We start from the raw sequence: 15,209 nt of genomic DNA, 5'->3' as shown, positions 1-15,209 counted from the left end.
TCATTTAAACTTAATTAACCTATATTTAAGATTATAAACTGATGGAAGTAGATGTTTCTCTTACAGAGCAAAACTTAGTACCTATTATTAATGTTTTTCTCCCCATTGCAAAGCACAAAGCGATAACTTTATTTAATCAATGGGTAGACGAGGACACTTCTCCTGTTTTTACACATCAGGGCAAGTACCGTTCTTGGGGATGGACAGAATGGACTCGGGGTTTTATGTATGGAATACCTCTACTTTTGTATGAGCTGACAAACGACGAGTCGTTGTTGGATAAGGTTCGAGATGAGATACACAAATTAGATTCTTATTTAACTCATCACGGTGTCCATGACCATGGCTTTAATATTCTTTCTTCGTATGGTCATTTATGGCGAATGGGGTTATGTGAAATATTTACGCCGAAGGAATATGAATTAGAACAATATAAATTAGCGATTCGAGTGTCCAGTGCAGTTCAGGCAAGTCGTTGGACAAAAATAGATGATGGCACTGGTTTTATACATTCTTTTAATGGGGCACATTCCTTGTTTGTAGATACTATCAGGACATGTCGCATTCTCGTATTGGGGTGGTTATTAGGTCACGTCCTAAAAACAGAGGGAGATGAAAATGTATCGCTTCTTGAACGGGCTATTCAACATATACAAAACACACTTAGATATAATATTTATTATGGTAAGAGTAGAGACATATATGATGTACCAGGCAGGGTTGCTCACGAAAGTATTTTTAATGTAAAAACGGGGAGGTTTCGTTGTGCGTCGACGCAACAAGGCTATTCTCCATTTAGCACATGGACACGTGGTTTAGCATGGGCAATGTTAGGTTGTGCTGAGCAAATGGAATTTTTTTCGAATATCCCACAGTATTACTGGGAAAAGTATGATAGTAACCGTACTTTCCTAAAATCTCTGGAGGAAGCATGTAGGGTAACGGCGGATTATTATATAGAGCATACAACGATAGATGGTGTTCCATTCTGGGATACAGGTGCCCCTGGCTTGGTGTATTTAGGTAAATATCAACAAAATCCTGCTGACCCATATAATGATATTGAGCCGTTAGATAGTTCATCTGCAGTTATATCGGCTCAGGCATTGCTACGTTTAGGTAATTACCTTGGGAAGGAATCTGCAGGGAGAAAATATTACCAGGCGGGATTAACTGTAACAAAAACGCTTTTATCTGGTCTTTTTCTCTCTAATGATGCAAATCATGAGGGACTTTTGCTTCATGCTGTTTATCACCGTCCTAACGGGTGGGATTACATTCCTCCCGGTAAAAACATTCCTTGTGGCGAGGCATGTATGTGGGGAGATTATCACTTATTAGAATTGTTATTATGGATATGGCAGGTTGCTCATGGTAGACAACCGTGGAATTTCTTTGCAAACCTAAAACCGGAAGGGTTACTAAATTAAAAATTATGGTATGTATGATTTCAAAAGGAATTGAAGCACAATTTATATGGGGACAATGGACCGTTCCTGTCATTGTAAATGAATTGGGAGCGGACTGGGCTGTTATCCGTTATCCGTTAGAAGAACCTATAGGTCCCGGAATATATATCGATTTACAACTCTTATGCGACTATTTTAGTGCTACTTACTACTACTTTACTATAAATGTACCGAAGCAGTTTAATGACCTACTATACCTTCGACGAGCAGGAAGCCGAACGTATGTAGAACGTCGGCAATCCTGGCGAGTTACCTTAAATGAACCTGTGCGTATGGAATATGGGGAAAATCGGATTGGTTTTGAAGGGACATTGATAGATTTAAGTAGTACTGGTGCTTATGTTGCAGTAGAGCACGTTTTGCCGGTAATTAGCCCGGTTCGTATTTATTTGCCTATTTATCGGAGTATTTATGCAATTAATGGTGTCGTTGTTCGTAAAATTCCACCAAATCTTAAATTAGGGGTACCTATGCGGTTGGGAATTCGGTTTGTGAATAATCCCATTGAATTGCGAAATGTATTAGTCCAATATTTGTGGTCGCGAATTCGTAAAATGTACCGAAATGAATTTATAGAATTGTATCCAAATAGTGATAAAAGACCAAAGAAACCAAAAAACACAATAAACCCACCGGTAGAAAATGGAGATAATTCTGGTGGAAATGTGCCAAGGAATGAAGGAGGTTAAAAATATGGATGAGATTCGGATAGGGATTATTATGAACGGTGTTACGGGTAGAATGGGCAAAAACCAACACTTAGAACGTTCATTAATGTCTATCCTGAATGAGGGAGGTATTCCATGCCAGAAGGGGAAAATTATTCCCGATATAATCCTTACAGGAAGAAACCCAGAGAGACTTTCTGAATTGTCAAGGAAATTTAATAATGTACCATGGACAACCAATTTGGACACGGTGCTTTCGGACTCAAAATATCACATTTACTTTGATGCACAAACAACTTTGCTACGATATGAATCTGTCAAAAAAGCAATTAATGCAGGAAAACACGTCTACTGCGAAAAGCCATCCGCTTCTAATTTGGAGCAGGCTTTAGAATTATACACCCTTGCTAGAGGAAAGGAGATAAAACATGGGGTAGTTCAAGACAAATTATGGCTTCCAGGGATGCAAAAATTACAGAACTTAATCCGTCAGAATTTTTTTGGCAGAATCCATGAGGTTCGTGGTGAGTTTGGATATTGGGTATTTACGGGAGAACATGAACCTGCTCAACGCCCCTCATGGAATTATAAAAAATCAGAAGGTGGCGGAATTATTCAAGATATGCTTTGCCATTGGCGATATTTAGTTGATAATCTTTTTGGAACTATTACAGATATAAATTGTTATGCAATGACCCATATCCCGCAACGGTGGGATGAATACGGAAAACCTTATATATGTGACGTGGAAGACTCAGCATATTCAACCTTTATTACCGATCGGGGCATTATCTGTCACTTTAATTCGTCGTGGTGTACACGTGTTCGAAGGGACGACCTTCTCACGGTCCAGGTAGATGGGAATAAAGGCTCGGCTGTTGCTGGGTTGAGAGAGTGTTATATTCAACCAGAGGAAGCAACACCAAAACCTGTCTGGAATCCCGATATTCCTCAGCCCATCCATTTCTACGATTCATGGATGAAGGTTCCCGACCGTCAAAATTATGAAAATGCTTTTAAGGCTCAATGGAAACTGTTTCTTCTGCATGTTGTTGATGATACACCTTTCCCCTGGAACCTATTGGAAGGAGCAAAAGGTGTACAATTGGCTCAACTTGCTTATCAAAGCTGGCAAGAACGGAGATGGCTAAAAGTGCCATCTCTTATTTGAGATTATTGAACTCGTTAAATAATCACATAGGCTGAACTTGTTCTATTAGTTCATGCTTCAATAGTGCGGTCGTGGGTAAGGTTATACCAGCTAATACCTAATTTTTGCAAGGCATATCCTGTTTCCTTTAAGTAATCACCATAACACATCATCCAATGAAATCCGACCATATCTTGTGCCAAGCGATTACAATCACCTTCAATCTCAATATCGGTTTGAGAACGGCAAATATCTAAGAATGGATTGGCATTTACCTTGCCACGGAAACCTATCCACTTTTTGAATTCAAAGTCAGGGTCGATAACCGTAACTGTTTCACCTATCCGCATATCTACCTTCGGTGCTGCACCATAATCTGACTCATAATGGGTTAATATCCGTACAGGTTCAAGGTTTTTTCCATCCATTTTGCGAGGTGCTGTGCAATGGGCAATAGTAACAACACCATGATGTGGGTAGGTTGGGTCTTGCAGAAATACAGGTTTGGAACTCAAATAATAAAGTAGGATGCCAGATGGAATCACTGCAAAATCTGATTCGCAGAAAGCCATAGCACCACGGTCATTAATCAGACTTAGCGTCATACAGGCTGTAGTCTGGGATTTGGGTATAATAGTAGTCATACATTCGTTAACTGTAATAGCAGGGGCATCTAATTCCGTCATGATTTGCTCAAATACTTCTGTGAGAATAAAGGCATTTTCAAGAAATGGAATATCCGTTTCCATTTTTGTATCTGGCAGATTTAAATACTGTTTTGTCCATTTCTTTGCCTGTTCGCATAATTTGCTATCTTTTACAGCGGACTGGATACGTTTGTCTAATTCAGTGTATGGGTAGTCAATTAATTCCATTTTAAACTTCTCTTTTGTGAGGTCTGGTGATTTTCTTCCACCTTCACCCCAGCCAGAGGGACCTCCAATACAAACAACTTTACAACCTACAGAATTTTTTAAGCCATAGAATGCTCTCAACCGCCAGAGCATATCACCATATTCATCCACCACAACATCTTGAGGTGACAGTCTTGGCTCTCCTAAAGTATCTACTGTTTTTCGTAAAAACCGCGGATGAACAATTTCATACCACAAATATGCAGGACCTGAGCGATGCCGAACAAATACAATATGATGTTTCCCCTCGCTAAATAAGGGGTCTATCTCGCCGATAGCACCATATATAATAGCCACATCAGCCTTAGCTTCTCGTGCTTGTTTCATTTCTTGAGGGGTGGAGACTGCAAGAAGTGGTAAAATCTCCAATGGAAATTCCGCCTTTTGTTTCATCTCTGCTAATTCTTTCTCAATTCGGGCACATTCGTTCTGCACATCTTCCTGTGTGTGGAAACCACCCCATGGCCTCCAACTCGTCTGGTCACGTTTCTTATATAAATGATAAGTGAAGATTGGCTGAACAACTAATGGTTTCTTTTTTGCTGAAGGAATAGGTCTGTTTAAGTAGTCCATTGCTGTGCCTGAACCAGAAGCACTATCTGTAGCTGCGAGAACTGCTTTTGCTCCGATGGCTGTGCCACCAACTGCGGCAAGGAACGTACGTCGTGCCATGTTGAGTTTGCTCAAGTCATGAATACACCCACAACATGAATGATGATGTTTATGCTCATGTGTCATATAGTGACCCTTTCATTAAAAATTAAATTTTGATTTTACATTATATTCTCTTATTGTATTGAAAATCAGCAATAAAATACCAACCTTTGAATTATTTGAATTAAACAAGGTTTAGAAAAAATGATATGATAAATTAAAAAAGGAAATAAAGAAATGATAAGTTACATGTTTCTAAAGCATCTATATTTGTTATCTGATATTCAATCGCGGGCAATTACACCTGAAAACCGCACTGGCGATAAAGGTAAAGGTGGTATGGCAATTGATGGGCATGGTGCTTATGCTGGGCGCGAATTAGGTCAGGGCTGGAAAATATCCCCTTTTATTAAAATTGCAAGTGGAACAACCGAAATACTCGCAGATATTGAAGGTCCAGGAATTATACAACATATTTGGTTAACCCCGACAGGGCACTGGAGACATCAAATTCTTCGTGTATATTGGGATAATGAAGAATTTCCGAGTATTGAAGTTCCGTTGGGGGATTTCTTCTGTATGGGCTGGTGTGAATATTCGCATTTAAATTCTCTGGTGATGTGTGTTAATCCAGGGAGTGCTTTTAACTGCTATTTACCAATGCCGTTTCATAAACATTGTCGGATAACATTAGAAAATGTCGGCTTTGATGAAGTCGTTTTGTATTATCAAATTGATTATGGTCTCGGCAAAATACCCGAGGAATCTGCATACCTTCATGCACAATGGCGGAGAGAAAATCCGCTACCATATAAACAGGTGTATACGATTTTGGATAATGTTAAAGGTAAGGGACAATATATTGGGACATATCTTGCCTGGCAGGTAAATCAATGTGGATGGTGGGGTGAAGGTGAGGTTAAGTTTTATATTGATGGTGACCACTGGCCTACCATTTGTGGAACAGGCACAGAAGACTACTTTTGTGGGTCATATAACTTTGACCGTGGCGGACAATATGTCTCCTTTTGCACCCCTTATTCAGGGTTACACCAGATTATCCAGCCAGATGGTGCGTATCATTCCCAGCAGAGATTCGGATTGTACCGCTGGCATATCCTTGACCCAATTTATTTTAACAATGATTTGAAGGTTACTATCCAGGCTCTTGGATGGCGTAGTGGTGGAAGATACTTACCTCGTCAGGATGACATATCTTCTGTCGCTTACTGGTATCAGACAGAGCCTCATCACCCTTATCCTGCTCTTCCAGACCGTGATTACCTGGAAATTATTTAGGCCTTACTTATAAATAATAACCATTATTTATTTGAATTAATTAGAGTTAGTGCTACATTAGATTTCTGCCTGTGGAACTTATGGAAATACTTGCGTGTAAAACACCTTTTTGCTTGCGAAGAGCATAGCACAGCTCTTGAATTCTATGGGCTTTCCCACGGACAAGAATGGTTTCTGCACACAGTTGATGGTCTAAATGGATATGTGTAGTTGTCAGGATAACATTTAGATATTTATGTTGGATATTAAGTATCTTATCGTTTAATTTTGGGATATGGTGATTATACACGAAAGTGATAGTTCCAATTGCCTCTTCATTTTCTTCCCATTGTTTTTCTACCAGTCGGTCCCGAATCAAGTCGCGAATGAATTCTGAACGATTTGCATAACCTTCCTGCTGGACAAGTTCCTGCAACCGTTCCCATAATGGTTTTTCAATGGAAAAACTTAAACGTACAACTCCCGACATTGTGTTATCCTTTCTTAAAATATATCTACTGCTTGGGCGTTATCTTTCTTAATCTAATATTACGAAATTCGATAGGAGCCCCTTCACTTTGTAGAGCAATATATCCTTCTGTTACAGTGCACTTGTGTGCCTCATTTTGGAGAGTACCATTTACAAATATGCGAATAGAGTCTCCTTCACACCATATATCATATTGATTCCATTTCCCTGGCTTCTTTTCACTGCTTTTGGCACGTTTAGGAACACGTCGGTCATCTGCATTTTTGTGCTCTTCGAAATCTGTTCCACCAATAACCCAAAAATCACCAGCGTTTTCATGCATAAGCTGTGCCTCAATAGATTTAGGCCAAACTTCATCTTTATCTTGAACATGAAGTAAAACACCACTGTTCCCTGGTGTTCCTACCCATCGCCATTCTAACTGTAGTTGATAATTACTGAACTTTTTGTCTGTGCGTATGTATCCAGCAGGCTCGCCTGTGCAAAAGATGACCCCATCTTTAATCATCCATGTTTTTGCGGGGTCAGCATTGGGGTCTGGTAGAAATTGTACCCAACCTTGAAGACTTTTGCCATCAAATAAAGAAATCCAATCATCTTTGGTCTTGGTGTCATCACCGTTTGTTATGGATGGAGATAATGTTAGTACAAACAATGTCAGCATGCATAATCCAAATAGGTAACTATTCTTTTTCATATATCTCTCCTTTCTATTGTTGATTCTTCTACATCATATCATATCTTATGTTTCCTTAAAAACAGATAGCACACAAATAATTAAAAAGGCATCCTTTTTTGTTAATATATATTAATGACATAATTTTGTATATTTCATTCAGAAATAGAAGGAGATATATTATGAAAAAGACAACAATGTTAATGCTCATGTTTATTTTTCTTGGTGGTGTCTTTGCAAATGCAAACTCTGTAATTACAACGACACACTTAATTAGTGAATTAACTGATTTGTTTGAACTGGTAGAGTATCCAGAAACGGAGTATAAACTGATTCAATTTTCTTCATACGACCGACGTAGTGTACAACGACTCCATAAAGATTGGTTTAGCAATTCGGATGGGTTTGGTAGCGAGCCTATTCCTGGCTTTGTCTCCGTATTAAAAGAGGAAAGTAATGATGCAGATGGGGAATACCTTCTCGCACTTATTGACGGTCCAGGGGCAATTGTTCGTTTTTGGACTGCTGCTATTAAAGGGAGTATAAGACTTTATTTAGATGATATGGAAAAACCGTTATACGAAGGCTCAGCCGAAGAATTTTTTAGACATCCTTATTCACCTTTTATTAATAACACTAAAATAACGGAGGAATTATTAAATGGTAGCCTATACCAACGAGATTCCGCTTACTGTCCCATGCCATTTTCAAAAGGATGTAAAATTGTCTGGATTGGTAAACGGAAAGATATTCATTTTTATCATCTTATGGTTCGTAAGTATCCAGAAGGGACTGTAGTCCAGACATTTTCTCCGTCCGATTTAAAAATGAATGAGGATATGATAATTAAAGTAGCAACTACATTAAAAGACCCAACAAAACTACTGACAGGAGAGACATTGCAAAAAACAGATTTCCAGAAGGAGTTGTTGTCGAATCAGAATGAAGTTCTTTGGAATGATAAAAAAACTGGTGCTGTTGTAGGTTTGAAATTACGGGTAAAGGACATTACTTCCGTCCAAACATATCGGGAGTTATTACTTCGAATTTATGCTGATGGGATAAAAGAGCCCTTAGTGGATAGTCCACTTATAGATTATTTTGCGGTATCTCCAGGGATAAACCCCTATCAGTCACTACCCCTCGAGGTAACGGCTGATGGCTGGCTTATTTCACGTTTTCCGATGCCATTTCAAACGGAAATGACTATTACTTTGCAGAACGTTACAGATAAAAGTATTACAGTAGAAGGAGAGGTTATTACAATACCTTATGAATGGGATTCCCAACGCTCTATGTATTTCCTTGCACGATGGAGAGGTGAGGATAAATTATGGATTCAATCGAACTGTCCATATGACTTACCCTTCCTTTATGCGAAAGGTAAAGGCTTCCTTGTCGGAGCGGTAAGTCATGTATTTAACCCATCAAATGTTCCGACCTCAGGTGGAAATTGGTGGGGTGAAGGAGATGAAAAAATCTTTGTTGATAATGACCCTCTTCCTTCTATATTTGGGACAGGTTCCGAAGATTTCTATAATTATTCATGGTCAGCTACAGATATTTTCTATTATCCATACTGTGGTCAACCAAGAAATGATGGACCAGGTAACCGCGGATTTGTGTCCAATTATCGATGGCTTATATTAGACCGTGTGCCCTTCAAAGAATATATAGCATTTTCACTTGAACTACTAATTCATACAGAGGTTCACAATTTGGGATATGCACGAATTGCGTATTATTATGCACGCCCTGAAACGACAGATGACCACAGTCCCATTCCACATAATGTATACAATCCATTGGATACACAAGATAATTGGAGTTGGTTACCCGAACCTAAAGGAGCAGCACACAACGCTATTTACTATCAAGCTGAAGATTGCTTACTCTCAACAGATAATACAGAATTGATAAATTCCTATTTATGGGCAGGCAGAGGATTATGTGTTTGGAAACCTCGACAAATTAATGATACGTTAACCTTTAAACTACATGTGCCTGAAGAAAAAAATTATGATATCCGTCTTGTCTGTGCTTATACGCCCAAGTCAGGTTCTTTTACAGTCCAGTGGGATGACAAAATACTCTCTGACAAACAGACATCTTTGTATGATGAGCACCACACCGTATCTCGGGAGTTGAATTTCGGCAAACAACACATCTCCGCAGGTGACCATACACTAACCTTAACATTTGCGGGACCTGAAAACAAGGAGGTATCAATCGATTTCATCTGGCTACAACCTGTAAAATAAGGGATATATCTGATAATCACCTTTCTATTCCCTTTATTAAGCATAGTAAGGTTACTATTTGGAAAACGGGGGTAGACTATACGATAATAACATCAAAAAATTTTATACTTTCTGTTGTTTAGGAGTTATTTTCATGCAAGTACCTGATTATATCTATGGCAGTATTGCACCGACATTTACTATTTTTCGTGAGGACGGTTCTATTGACCTTGATGGTGAGAAACGTCTTCTTGAATACATGATTCAACAAGGTTCTATATCTGCCTTTTTTATTCGTTCGGGTATGGGGCAAATGTATACATTTTCCTTCGATGAAGTGAAACAACTTGCCGAGCTTGCTTGCTCTGTATTAAAGGGACATTCAGCGGTTTTAATCGGTTGTAGTGGTATTTGGGACCGAAATTATGATCGGCGTCCTCTTCAGGAACAATACATCTCTGAAGCGATATTACTCAGCCGATACGCAGAGGACATTGGAGCCGACGGTATTGTGCATACTATTCCTGAAGCTCTATTACCGAGGGGCAAGGAGACCATTTCAGATGTGATTCGTATGTATTTTGAAACGGTATGTAATGCTGTTCAAATACCAGTACTGTTTTATCAACCTCCAGGGACAAGGCCTGAATATTGTCTAACACCAGAGATATTAAAAAAATTGGCGTGTTTAGATACGCTTGTCGGAGGGAAAGTATCAAGTTCCGATGGTGCTTATCTTTTTAATTTAGCTCGTGCTGTTCGTAATGAAGAATTTTCACTGATTGTAGGGAATGAGACGGTATTTTATGCAGGGTTATTACTTGGCTGTCGGGCTTGTATTGGTCAGGGGACAAGTCTTAACCCACAGATTATCCGTGCCATGGTCGAATATTACGATGATGGGGATATGGAAGCCTGCTTGCAGGCGCAGGAAGATGTGAATTTACTTGTGAGAACATGTCCTAATGCTACAGAATTTTTCAAGAGGTATATTACCGAAAAAGGATTCCCTGTAAGTGAGTATTCCCGTGTACTTGAAAACAATCCATACTTCGAACAACGGCAACCTCTTTCAAAACAAGAATACGAAGCATTCAAGAAGATATACGAAGAAGTTCTATCTCGTTATAAATAAAGGAGAAAGGTTTAAAAATGTTAACGGATAATATTTTAAATCTGATTGGAAATACACCATTAATTCAATTGCGAGGCGAACGTGTGTTTGCCAAAGCGGAATTCTTAAACCCCGGCGGTAGTATTAAGGACCGTGTTGCATTGGCTATGTTGGAGGGAGCTGAACGTGATGGTCGATTAAAACCGGGGTGTACCATTGTTGAGCCTACCTCTGGCAATACAGGGATAGGCATTACCTTAGTTGGTCGACTCAAAGGCTATCGCGTATGCATCGTTATGCCTGAGAATATGAGTGCCGAACGGAAAAAGTTAATAAAGGCTTTAGGGGGCGAATTAATTTTAACCCCTGCCGAGGAGGGGATTATTGGTGCAGTAAACAAAGTTAGAGAAATACAAGCCAATGACCCTAATGTCTTTGTGCCCCAGCAATTTGAGAATCCCGATAATCCACGTGTACATTATGAAGAAACCGCTAAAGAATTATGGCGACAGATGAATGGAAACATAGATTGTTTTGTTGCTGGTGTGGGTAGTGGAGGCACTTTGCAAGGCGTCGGAAAGTTTCTTAAGGAGCATAAACCTGGTGTCCGTATCGTAGCAGTAGAACCAAAAAATGTGTCTGCCTTGTTAGGACATGAGCCGGGGCTACATCAGATACAAGGTATTGGTGATGGCTTCATCCCCCCTATTTTAGATGTATCGATGGTGGATGAGGTGGTAGAGGTTACAGATGAAGATGCTATTGAAACGACCCGAGCTTTAGGTAGAGATTATGGATTGCTTGTCGGGATTTCTTCCGGTGCTAATGTCTGGGCGGCCCGCATAATGGCACAGAAAATCCCCGGTAATATTGCTACAGTTCTTCCTGACCGTGCAGAACGTTACTTCAGCACCTCGCTTATGTAATAGTAAAACAAGTCCATAACCAATCTTTTAATAATAAAACTTTTTTTGTAGAGGGTCTAACTCAATCTGCCAAATCATGCTTACTCTACTTTTGCGATAAACCAGAAGGAGTGTGTAACTTCAATATTACGACTCCGTTCCGAGATGGGGGTTAGAGTTACATGACATAATTCGGAAAAGCCAGAGTGACGATAGGGCAATGTTAAACGTGGTCCAGACTGCAATGGAGAACGAACCTCATCTCCAAAGTAAATTTTTTGTCTCAGTTCTTGAAGTGTTTTTGGTAGAAGAATAATATTATCGGAATAAGGTTCGCCGTGGAACATCGGATTTTCCATTGCATTAACACCTACAAGCCAGGGTCCTATGAAAACAGCGACCTTTTGTTGATTGGACAACTGGTCAAATGGGATTTCCTTTTGTTCGGCGTTTAATATTCTTATTTTAGGCTGGACTTTTAATAGTACTTTATCCCCTTCAACCCAGACGCGTTTTATTTGTATTACCCCTGGGTTAGAACTGGTCATCTCGGGTTTGTCGTTGATTACAACATCAATTGTTTCTGCCCATGTCGGATGTCGGACAATAAGTGTCCATTCATTCTCAGGGGCGGTGAGCCAATTGATTTGATAGTCAAAACTTCCATTTTGCCCACCTATACGGTGCGTCTTAATAGCAAGATTGTCTGTATAGTATTCTCCACTAAGCAAAAAATTTATTTGCACCTTTCCAGATTCAGGACAGCTAATCACGGATTGTTTTAAATCATGCATTGCCCGCAGTCCATGCATAGTACAACACCACCATGCACGACCGGGTCCTGGTGCAGATATGTAACCCCAACCATCAAAGGTATGATGTCCAAAATCGCCTGTCTCAAATTGGTTAGGAAGCAGGCTATTAAAAAGACAACGTTCTGCATATTCCAGATATGTTTCTTTGCCTGTTGCCTTGAATAGTTGTAAGCACCAGCGTAAAAAATCTGCCTCAGAACAACCTTCATCCCGCGGATAGGTCTTATCAAAATACTCCGCAACACCACCATTGGTTTGTATCCATCCTTCCTCAACCAACTGAGCAAAACGTTTTTCATTTCTCGCAAGAATATCTGTATCATGGGTCGTCTCCCAGATAAGCATATCCCCACGCAAAGTAGTGATATAGCCGTGGGAATGCTGTTTTTGAGGTGGTTGAAGTAATGATTCCATTTTCTTTGCAGTCTCTCGATACTTCATATCACCGGAAGCACGGGCTAATAGTTCTAAGCCTTCACTCCATTGTGTAAAACAAATAAAGCCATTTGCACCTTGATTCACCAATCGCTGAATAACTTCCGGTTGAGAGCATTCATCAAATATTTTAATAAAGAAATCGCCCATTTTTTTGCATGCATCTAATATTGCTGGCTCGTTCTTTGTTTGGTAATAACTAATTAACCCGACAAGGAGACGTCCATTTCCCCAAAGTAACGCCATGTGCTCCCTACCAACTTTATCCTTAGTAAATATGAGTTCAGGATAGCCAAACCGTCCATCCTCTCTCTGGCATTTAATTATGCCATGAGCAATGCGATCTGCCCATATTTTGTAATATTCTCCTCGTGGTTCTACAGAAATAGCCTCTAAAAATCTGCCGGAGATGTCCCCACTAAACTCCTGAAAGCGACGTGGGCAGTTAGGGTCAAGTCGGACATCTTGCAGAATAAATGAGTCTGTGAACGCAGGGTCGTGAACAAAATCGAAACGGTCTTGAACCCATAGAATACGTTTTTCTAATTCTCCCTTAGGGAAAAAGGAAGTGTTATCTGCAAGGGCAAAGGAATTAAATAAGAACAGAAAACCAACTAATAATACAATACGTTCTAACATAATATTTCTCCTTTAATCAGTGTTATCTACAAGTTACGTTTTATTATTTTTACATATTTGTTTCCTTATTTTCACAAAAGACAGTACATCAAGATTGTAAAATAACAATCGACAAACAGAATTTATTATTTATACCTTTTTATTTGGGCATAAATGAATAGAAACATATAAATTCGTTATGATGAATAGCAATTAATTATAATTTTAAAGAGCTGTGATAAATTAAAAAAGAGTAACTATCACATAGGATAGAATTGATGAAAAACAGTAAGACTGCAGTTTTGCGATTGCATTGTCCGGACGTTCCGGGTATCGTTTATAATGTGGCACGATTTATTTTTGAGCGAGGCGGAAATATTATCCATGCCCAGCAACATAAAGAAGAAATAGACAATCGATTTTTTATGCGTGTGCACTTTGATTGCTCCAAGATGACGGTAACAAAATCACAATTCCAAAAGGAGCTTCAGGAGTTAATCGACCAATATCAGATGGATATTTCTATTTCATTTGGAGATGAACGAAAGAAGATGGCCATCATGGTTTCGAAATATGACCATTGCCTATATGATTTATTTCTGAAACACAAATATGGGGAGATTAATGCAGATATCGCATTAGTCGTCAGTAATCATCCAGATCTTGAATCTGTTGCAGAAAATTTTTCAGTACCATTTTTTTATATTCCTGTGCATCCGAACACGAAAATGCAAGCGGAACAGAAAACATTAGACTTATTTGCACATCATTATATTGACTTTATTGTTCTTGCGCGTTATATGCAGATATTAAGTTCTGATTTTGTTAATGTTTACCGTAACCGCATCATCAATGTTCATCACAGTTTCTTACCAGCATTTGCTGGTGCAAAGCCGTATCATCAGGCTTATGAACGAGGTGTGAAACTCATAGGTGCGACAAGTCATTATGTTACCGAGGAACTGGATGAAGGACCTATCATTTATCAAGAGTGCGTGCATGTAAATCATACACATAGTGTTGATGACCTCATTGTTATGGGGAGAGATATTGAGAAAAAGGTATTATCTGAGGCAGTTAAAGCACATGCAGAAGACCGTATTATGGTATATCGACGAAGAACAATCGTTTTTGAATAGAGATTAATTGCTTTTTACTTTTTGTCCTTTTTCTCCATTCCAAACACCACCCGGACCTAAGTTGTACCGGTAGATTTCACGACCTTCTATCCCAGTAGGAATATCAGCATCTGCTTCTTCTGCTTCAGCCCGTGTGGGCTTCGAAGCACTGCGGTATGTGGAATAAGAGTATCCAATTGTTGCAGTGTATGATTGACCACTTTCACCCGAATGGCTTACAGGTTTTGCATCAATCGGATAATACTGTTGATATACCTTCACTTCTTTGTAATACTCACCTCGGACCCCTTTTTGTTCAAATTTTATTGTACCATGTCGGTTTTCTGTATTAAGCCGTTGCAACTCCGTAGCGCCAACCTCACCTAATCTCTGAAATACTTTATCTGATTCACTTACATAACCTTCTGGTTTCTCCTTTAGTCCAAAATCAGTAAGCACCTTATTTACAACCCCACCTTCAGGTCCCGATTGGCACGAGGTCATTATCACGAGTAAAGCGATACAAATATAGATATAATATTTCATTGTTTTTCCCTTTCAATACCTAAATACTTATTTAGTGTAAAGAAGTATACCATTTTTTATGATGTTTTTAAAAGAAGTAAGACATTTTTTAAGCATAAACAGACTTATGTATTTGCATT

At 39.2% G+C, this 15,209-nt stretch carries 13 protein-coding genes; 8 read left to right on the top strand and 5 right to left on the bottom strand.

Annotated elements, in window-relative coordinates; all coding sequences use genetic code 11:
- Positions 1–41: 41 nt before the first annotated feature.
- The 3 genes from PLJ10_07300 to PLJ10_07290 are packed head-to-tail and all read left to right on the top strand — an operon-like array spanning position 42 to position 3,308.
- Positions 42–1,430: a glycoside hydrolase family 88 protein gene (locus tag PLJ10_07300; protein ID HOK09453.1), complete on the top strand. Its 1,389-nt coding sequence runs from the start codon at positions 42–44 to the stop codon at positions 1,428–1,430.
- Between the two features lie 14 nt (positions 1,431–1,444).
- Positions 1,445–2,158 (top strand): PilZ domain-containing protein, encoded by a 714-nt coding sequence (locus PLJ10_07295; protein HOK09452.1) that lies wholly within the window; start codon positions 1,445–1,447, stop codon positions 2,156–2,158.
- A gap of 4 nt (positions 2,159–2,162) precedes the next feature.
- Positions 2,163–3,308: a Gfo/Idh/MocA family oxidoreductase gene (locus tag PLJ10_07290; protein HOK09451.1), complete on the top strand. Its 1,146-nt coding sequence runs from the start codon at positions 2,163–2,165 to the stop codon at positions 3,306–3,308.
- A 50-nt stretch (positions 3,309–3,358) separates the two neighbouring features.
- Here the strand turns inward: PLJ10_07290 and PLJ10_07285 are convergent, their stop codons facing one another.
- Positions 3,359–4,939, bottom strand: a complete 1,581-nt coding sequence (locus PLJ10_07285) for a sugar isomerase (GenBank protein HOK09450.1) — start codon at positions 4,937–4,939, stop codon at positions 3,359–3,361.
- A gap of 153 nt (positions 4,940–5,092) precedes the next feature.
- On the opposite strand from PLJ10_07285, the gene PLJ10_07280 reads away from it, so the two are divergent.
- The gene (locus PLJ10_07280) at positions 5,093–6,154 is read left to right on the top strand and encodes a DUF2961 domain-containing protein (GenBank protein HOK09449.1); all 1,062 of its coding nucleotides are present in this window, start codon (positions 5,093–5,095) and stop codon (positions 6,152–6,154) included.
- 52 nt (positions 6,155–6,206) lie between these two features.
- Here the strand turns inward: PLJ10_07280 and nikR are convergent, their stop codons facing one another.
- Together nikR and PLJ10_07270 are read right to left on the bottom strand one after the other, a co-directional pair.
- Positions 6,207–6,623 (bottom strand): nickel-responsive transcriptional regulator NikR, encoded by a 417-nt coding sequence (nikR, locus tag PLJ10_07275; protein HOK09448.1) that lies wholly within the window; start codon positions 6,621–6,623, stop codon positions 6,207–6,209.
- Positions 6,624–6,648: 25 nt separating this feature from the next.
- Positions 6,649–7,320: a DUF1080 domain-containing protein gene (locus PLJ10_07270; GenBank protein ID HOK09447.1), complete on the bottom strand. Its 672-nt coding sequence runs from the start codon at positions 7,318–7,320 to the stop codon at positions 6,649–6,651.
- Positions 7,321–7,481: 161 nt separating this feature from the next.
- Here PLJ10_07270 and PLJ10_07265 point away from each other — a divergent pair, with 161 nt between their 5' ends.
- From PLJ10_07265 to cysK, 3 genes are all read left to right on the top strand, one after another.
- On the top strand, positions 7,482–9,560 hold the full coding sequence (locus PLJ10_07265; protein ID HOK09446.1) for a DUF2961 domain-containing protein: 2,079 nt from the start codon (positions 7,482–7,484) through the stop codon (positions 9,558–9,560).
- Between the two features lie 133 nt (positions 9,561–9,693).
- Positions 9,694–10,674 carry a dihydrodipicolinate synthase family protein gene (locus tag PLJ10_07260; GenBank protein ID HOK09445.1) on the top strand — a complete coding sequence of 327 codons (981 nt, stop codon included), beginning with the start codon at positions 9,694–9,696 and terminating at the stop codon, positions 10,672–10,674.
- A gap of 17 nt (positions 10,675–10,691) precedes the next feature.
- Positions 10,692–11,579, top strand: coding sequence for a cysteine synthase A (gene cysK / locus PLJ10_07255; protein ID HOK09444.1), 888 nt, complete (start codon positions 10,692–10,694; stop codon positions 11,577–11,579).
- 80 nt (positions 11,580–11,659) lie between these two features.
- Here the strand turns inward: cysK and PLJ10_07250 are convergent, their stop codons facing one another.
- Positions 11,660–13,447, bottom strand: coding sequence for a glycoside hydrolase family 127 protein (locus PLJ10_07250; GenBank protein ID HOK09443.1), 1,788 nt, complete (start codon positions 13,445–13,447; stop codon positions 11,660–11,662).
- A gap of 257 nt (positions 13,448–13,704) precedes the next feature.
- Between PLJ10_07250 and purU the strand changes: the two genes are divergently transcribed.
- Positions 13,705–14,565, top strand: coding sequence for a formyltetrahydrofolate deformylase (gene purU, locus PLJ10_07245; protein ID HOK09442.1), 861 nt, complete (start codon positions 13,705–13,707; stop codon positions 14,563–14,565).
- A gap of 3 nt (positions 14,566–14,568) precedes the next feature.
- Here purU and PLJ10_07240 read toward each other — a convergent pair whose 3' ends face one another.
- Positions 14,569–15,090 carry a hypothetical protein gene (locus tag PLJ10_07240; GenBank protein ID HOK09441.1) on the bottom strand — a complete coding sequence of 174 codons (522 nt, stop codon included), beginning with the start codon at positions 15,088–15,090 and terminating at the stop codon, positions 14,569–14,571.
- Positions 15,091–15,209: the final 119 nt, after the last annotated feature.

It is taken from the genome of Candidatus Hydrogenedens sp., assembly GCA_035361075.1.
GTDB lineage: Bacteria > Hydrogenedentota > Hydrogenedentia > Hydrogenedentales > Hydrogenedentaceae > Hydrogenedens.
This window is presented reverse-complemented; position numbering and strand designations above follow the sequence as displayed.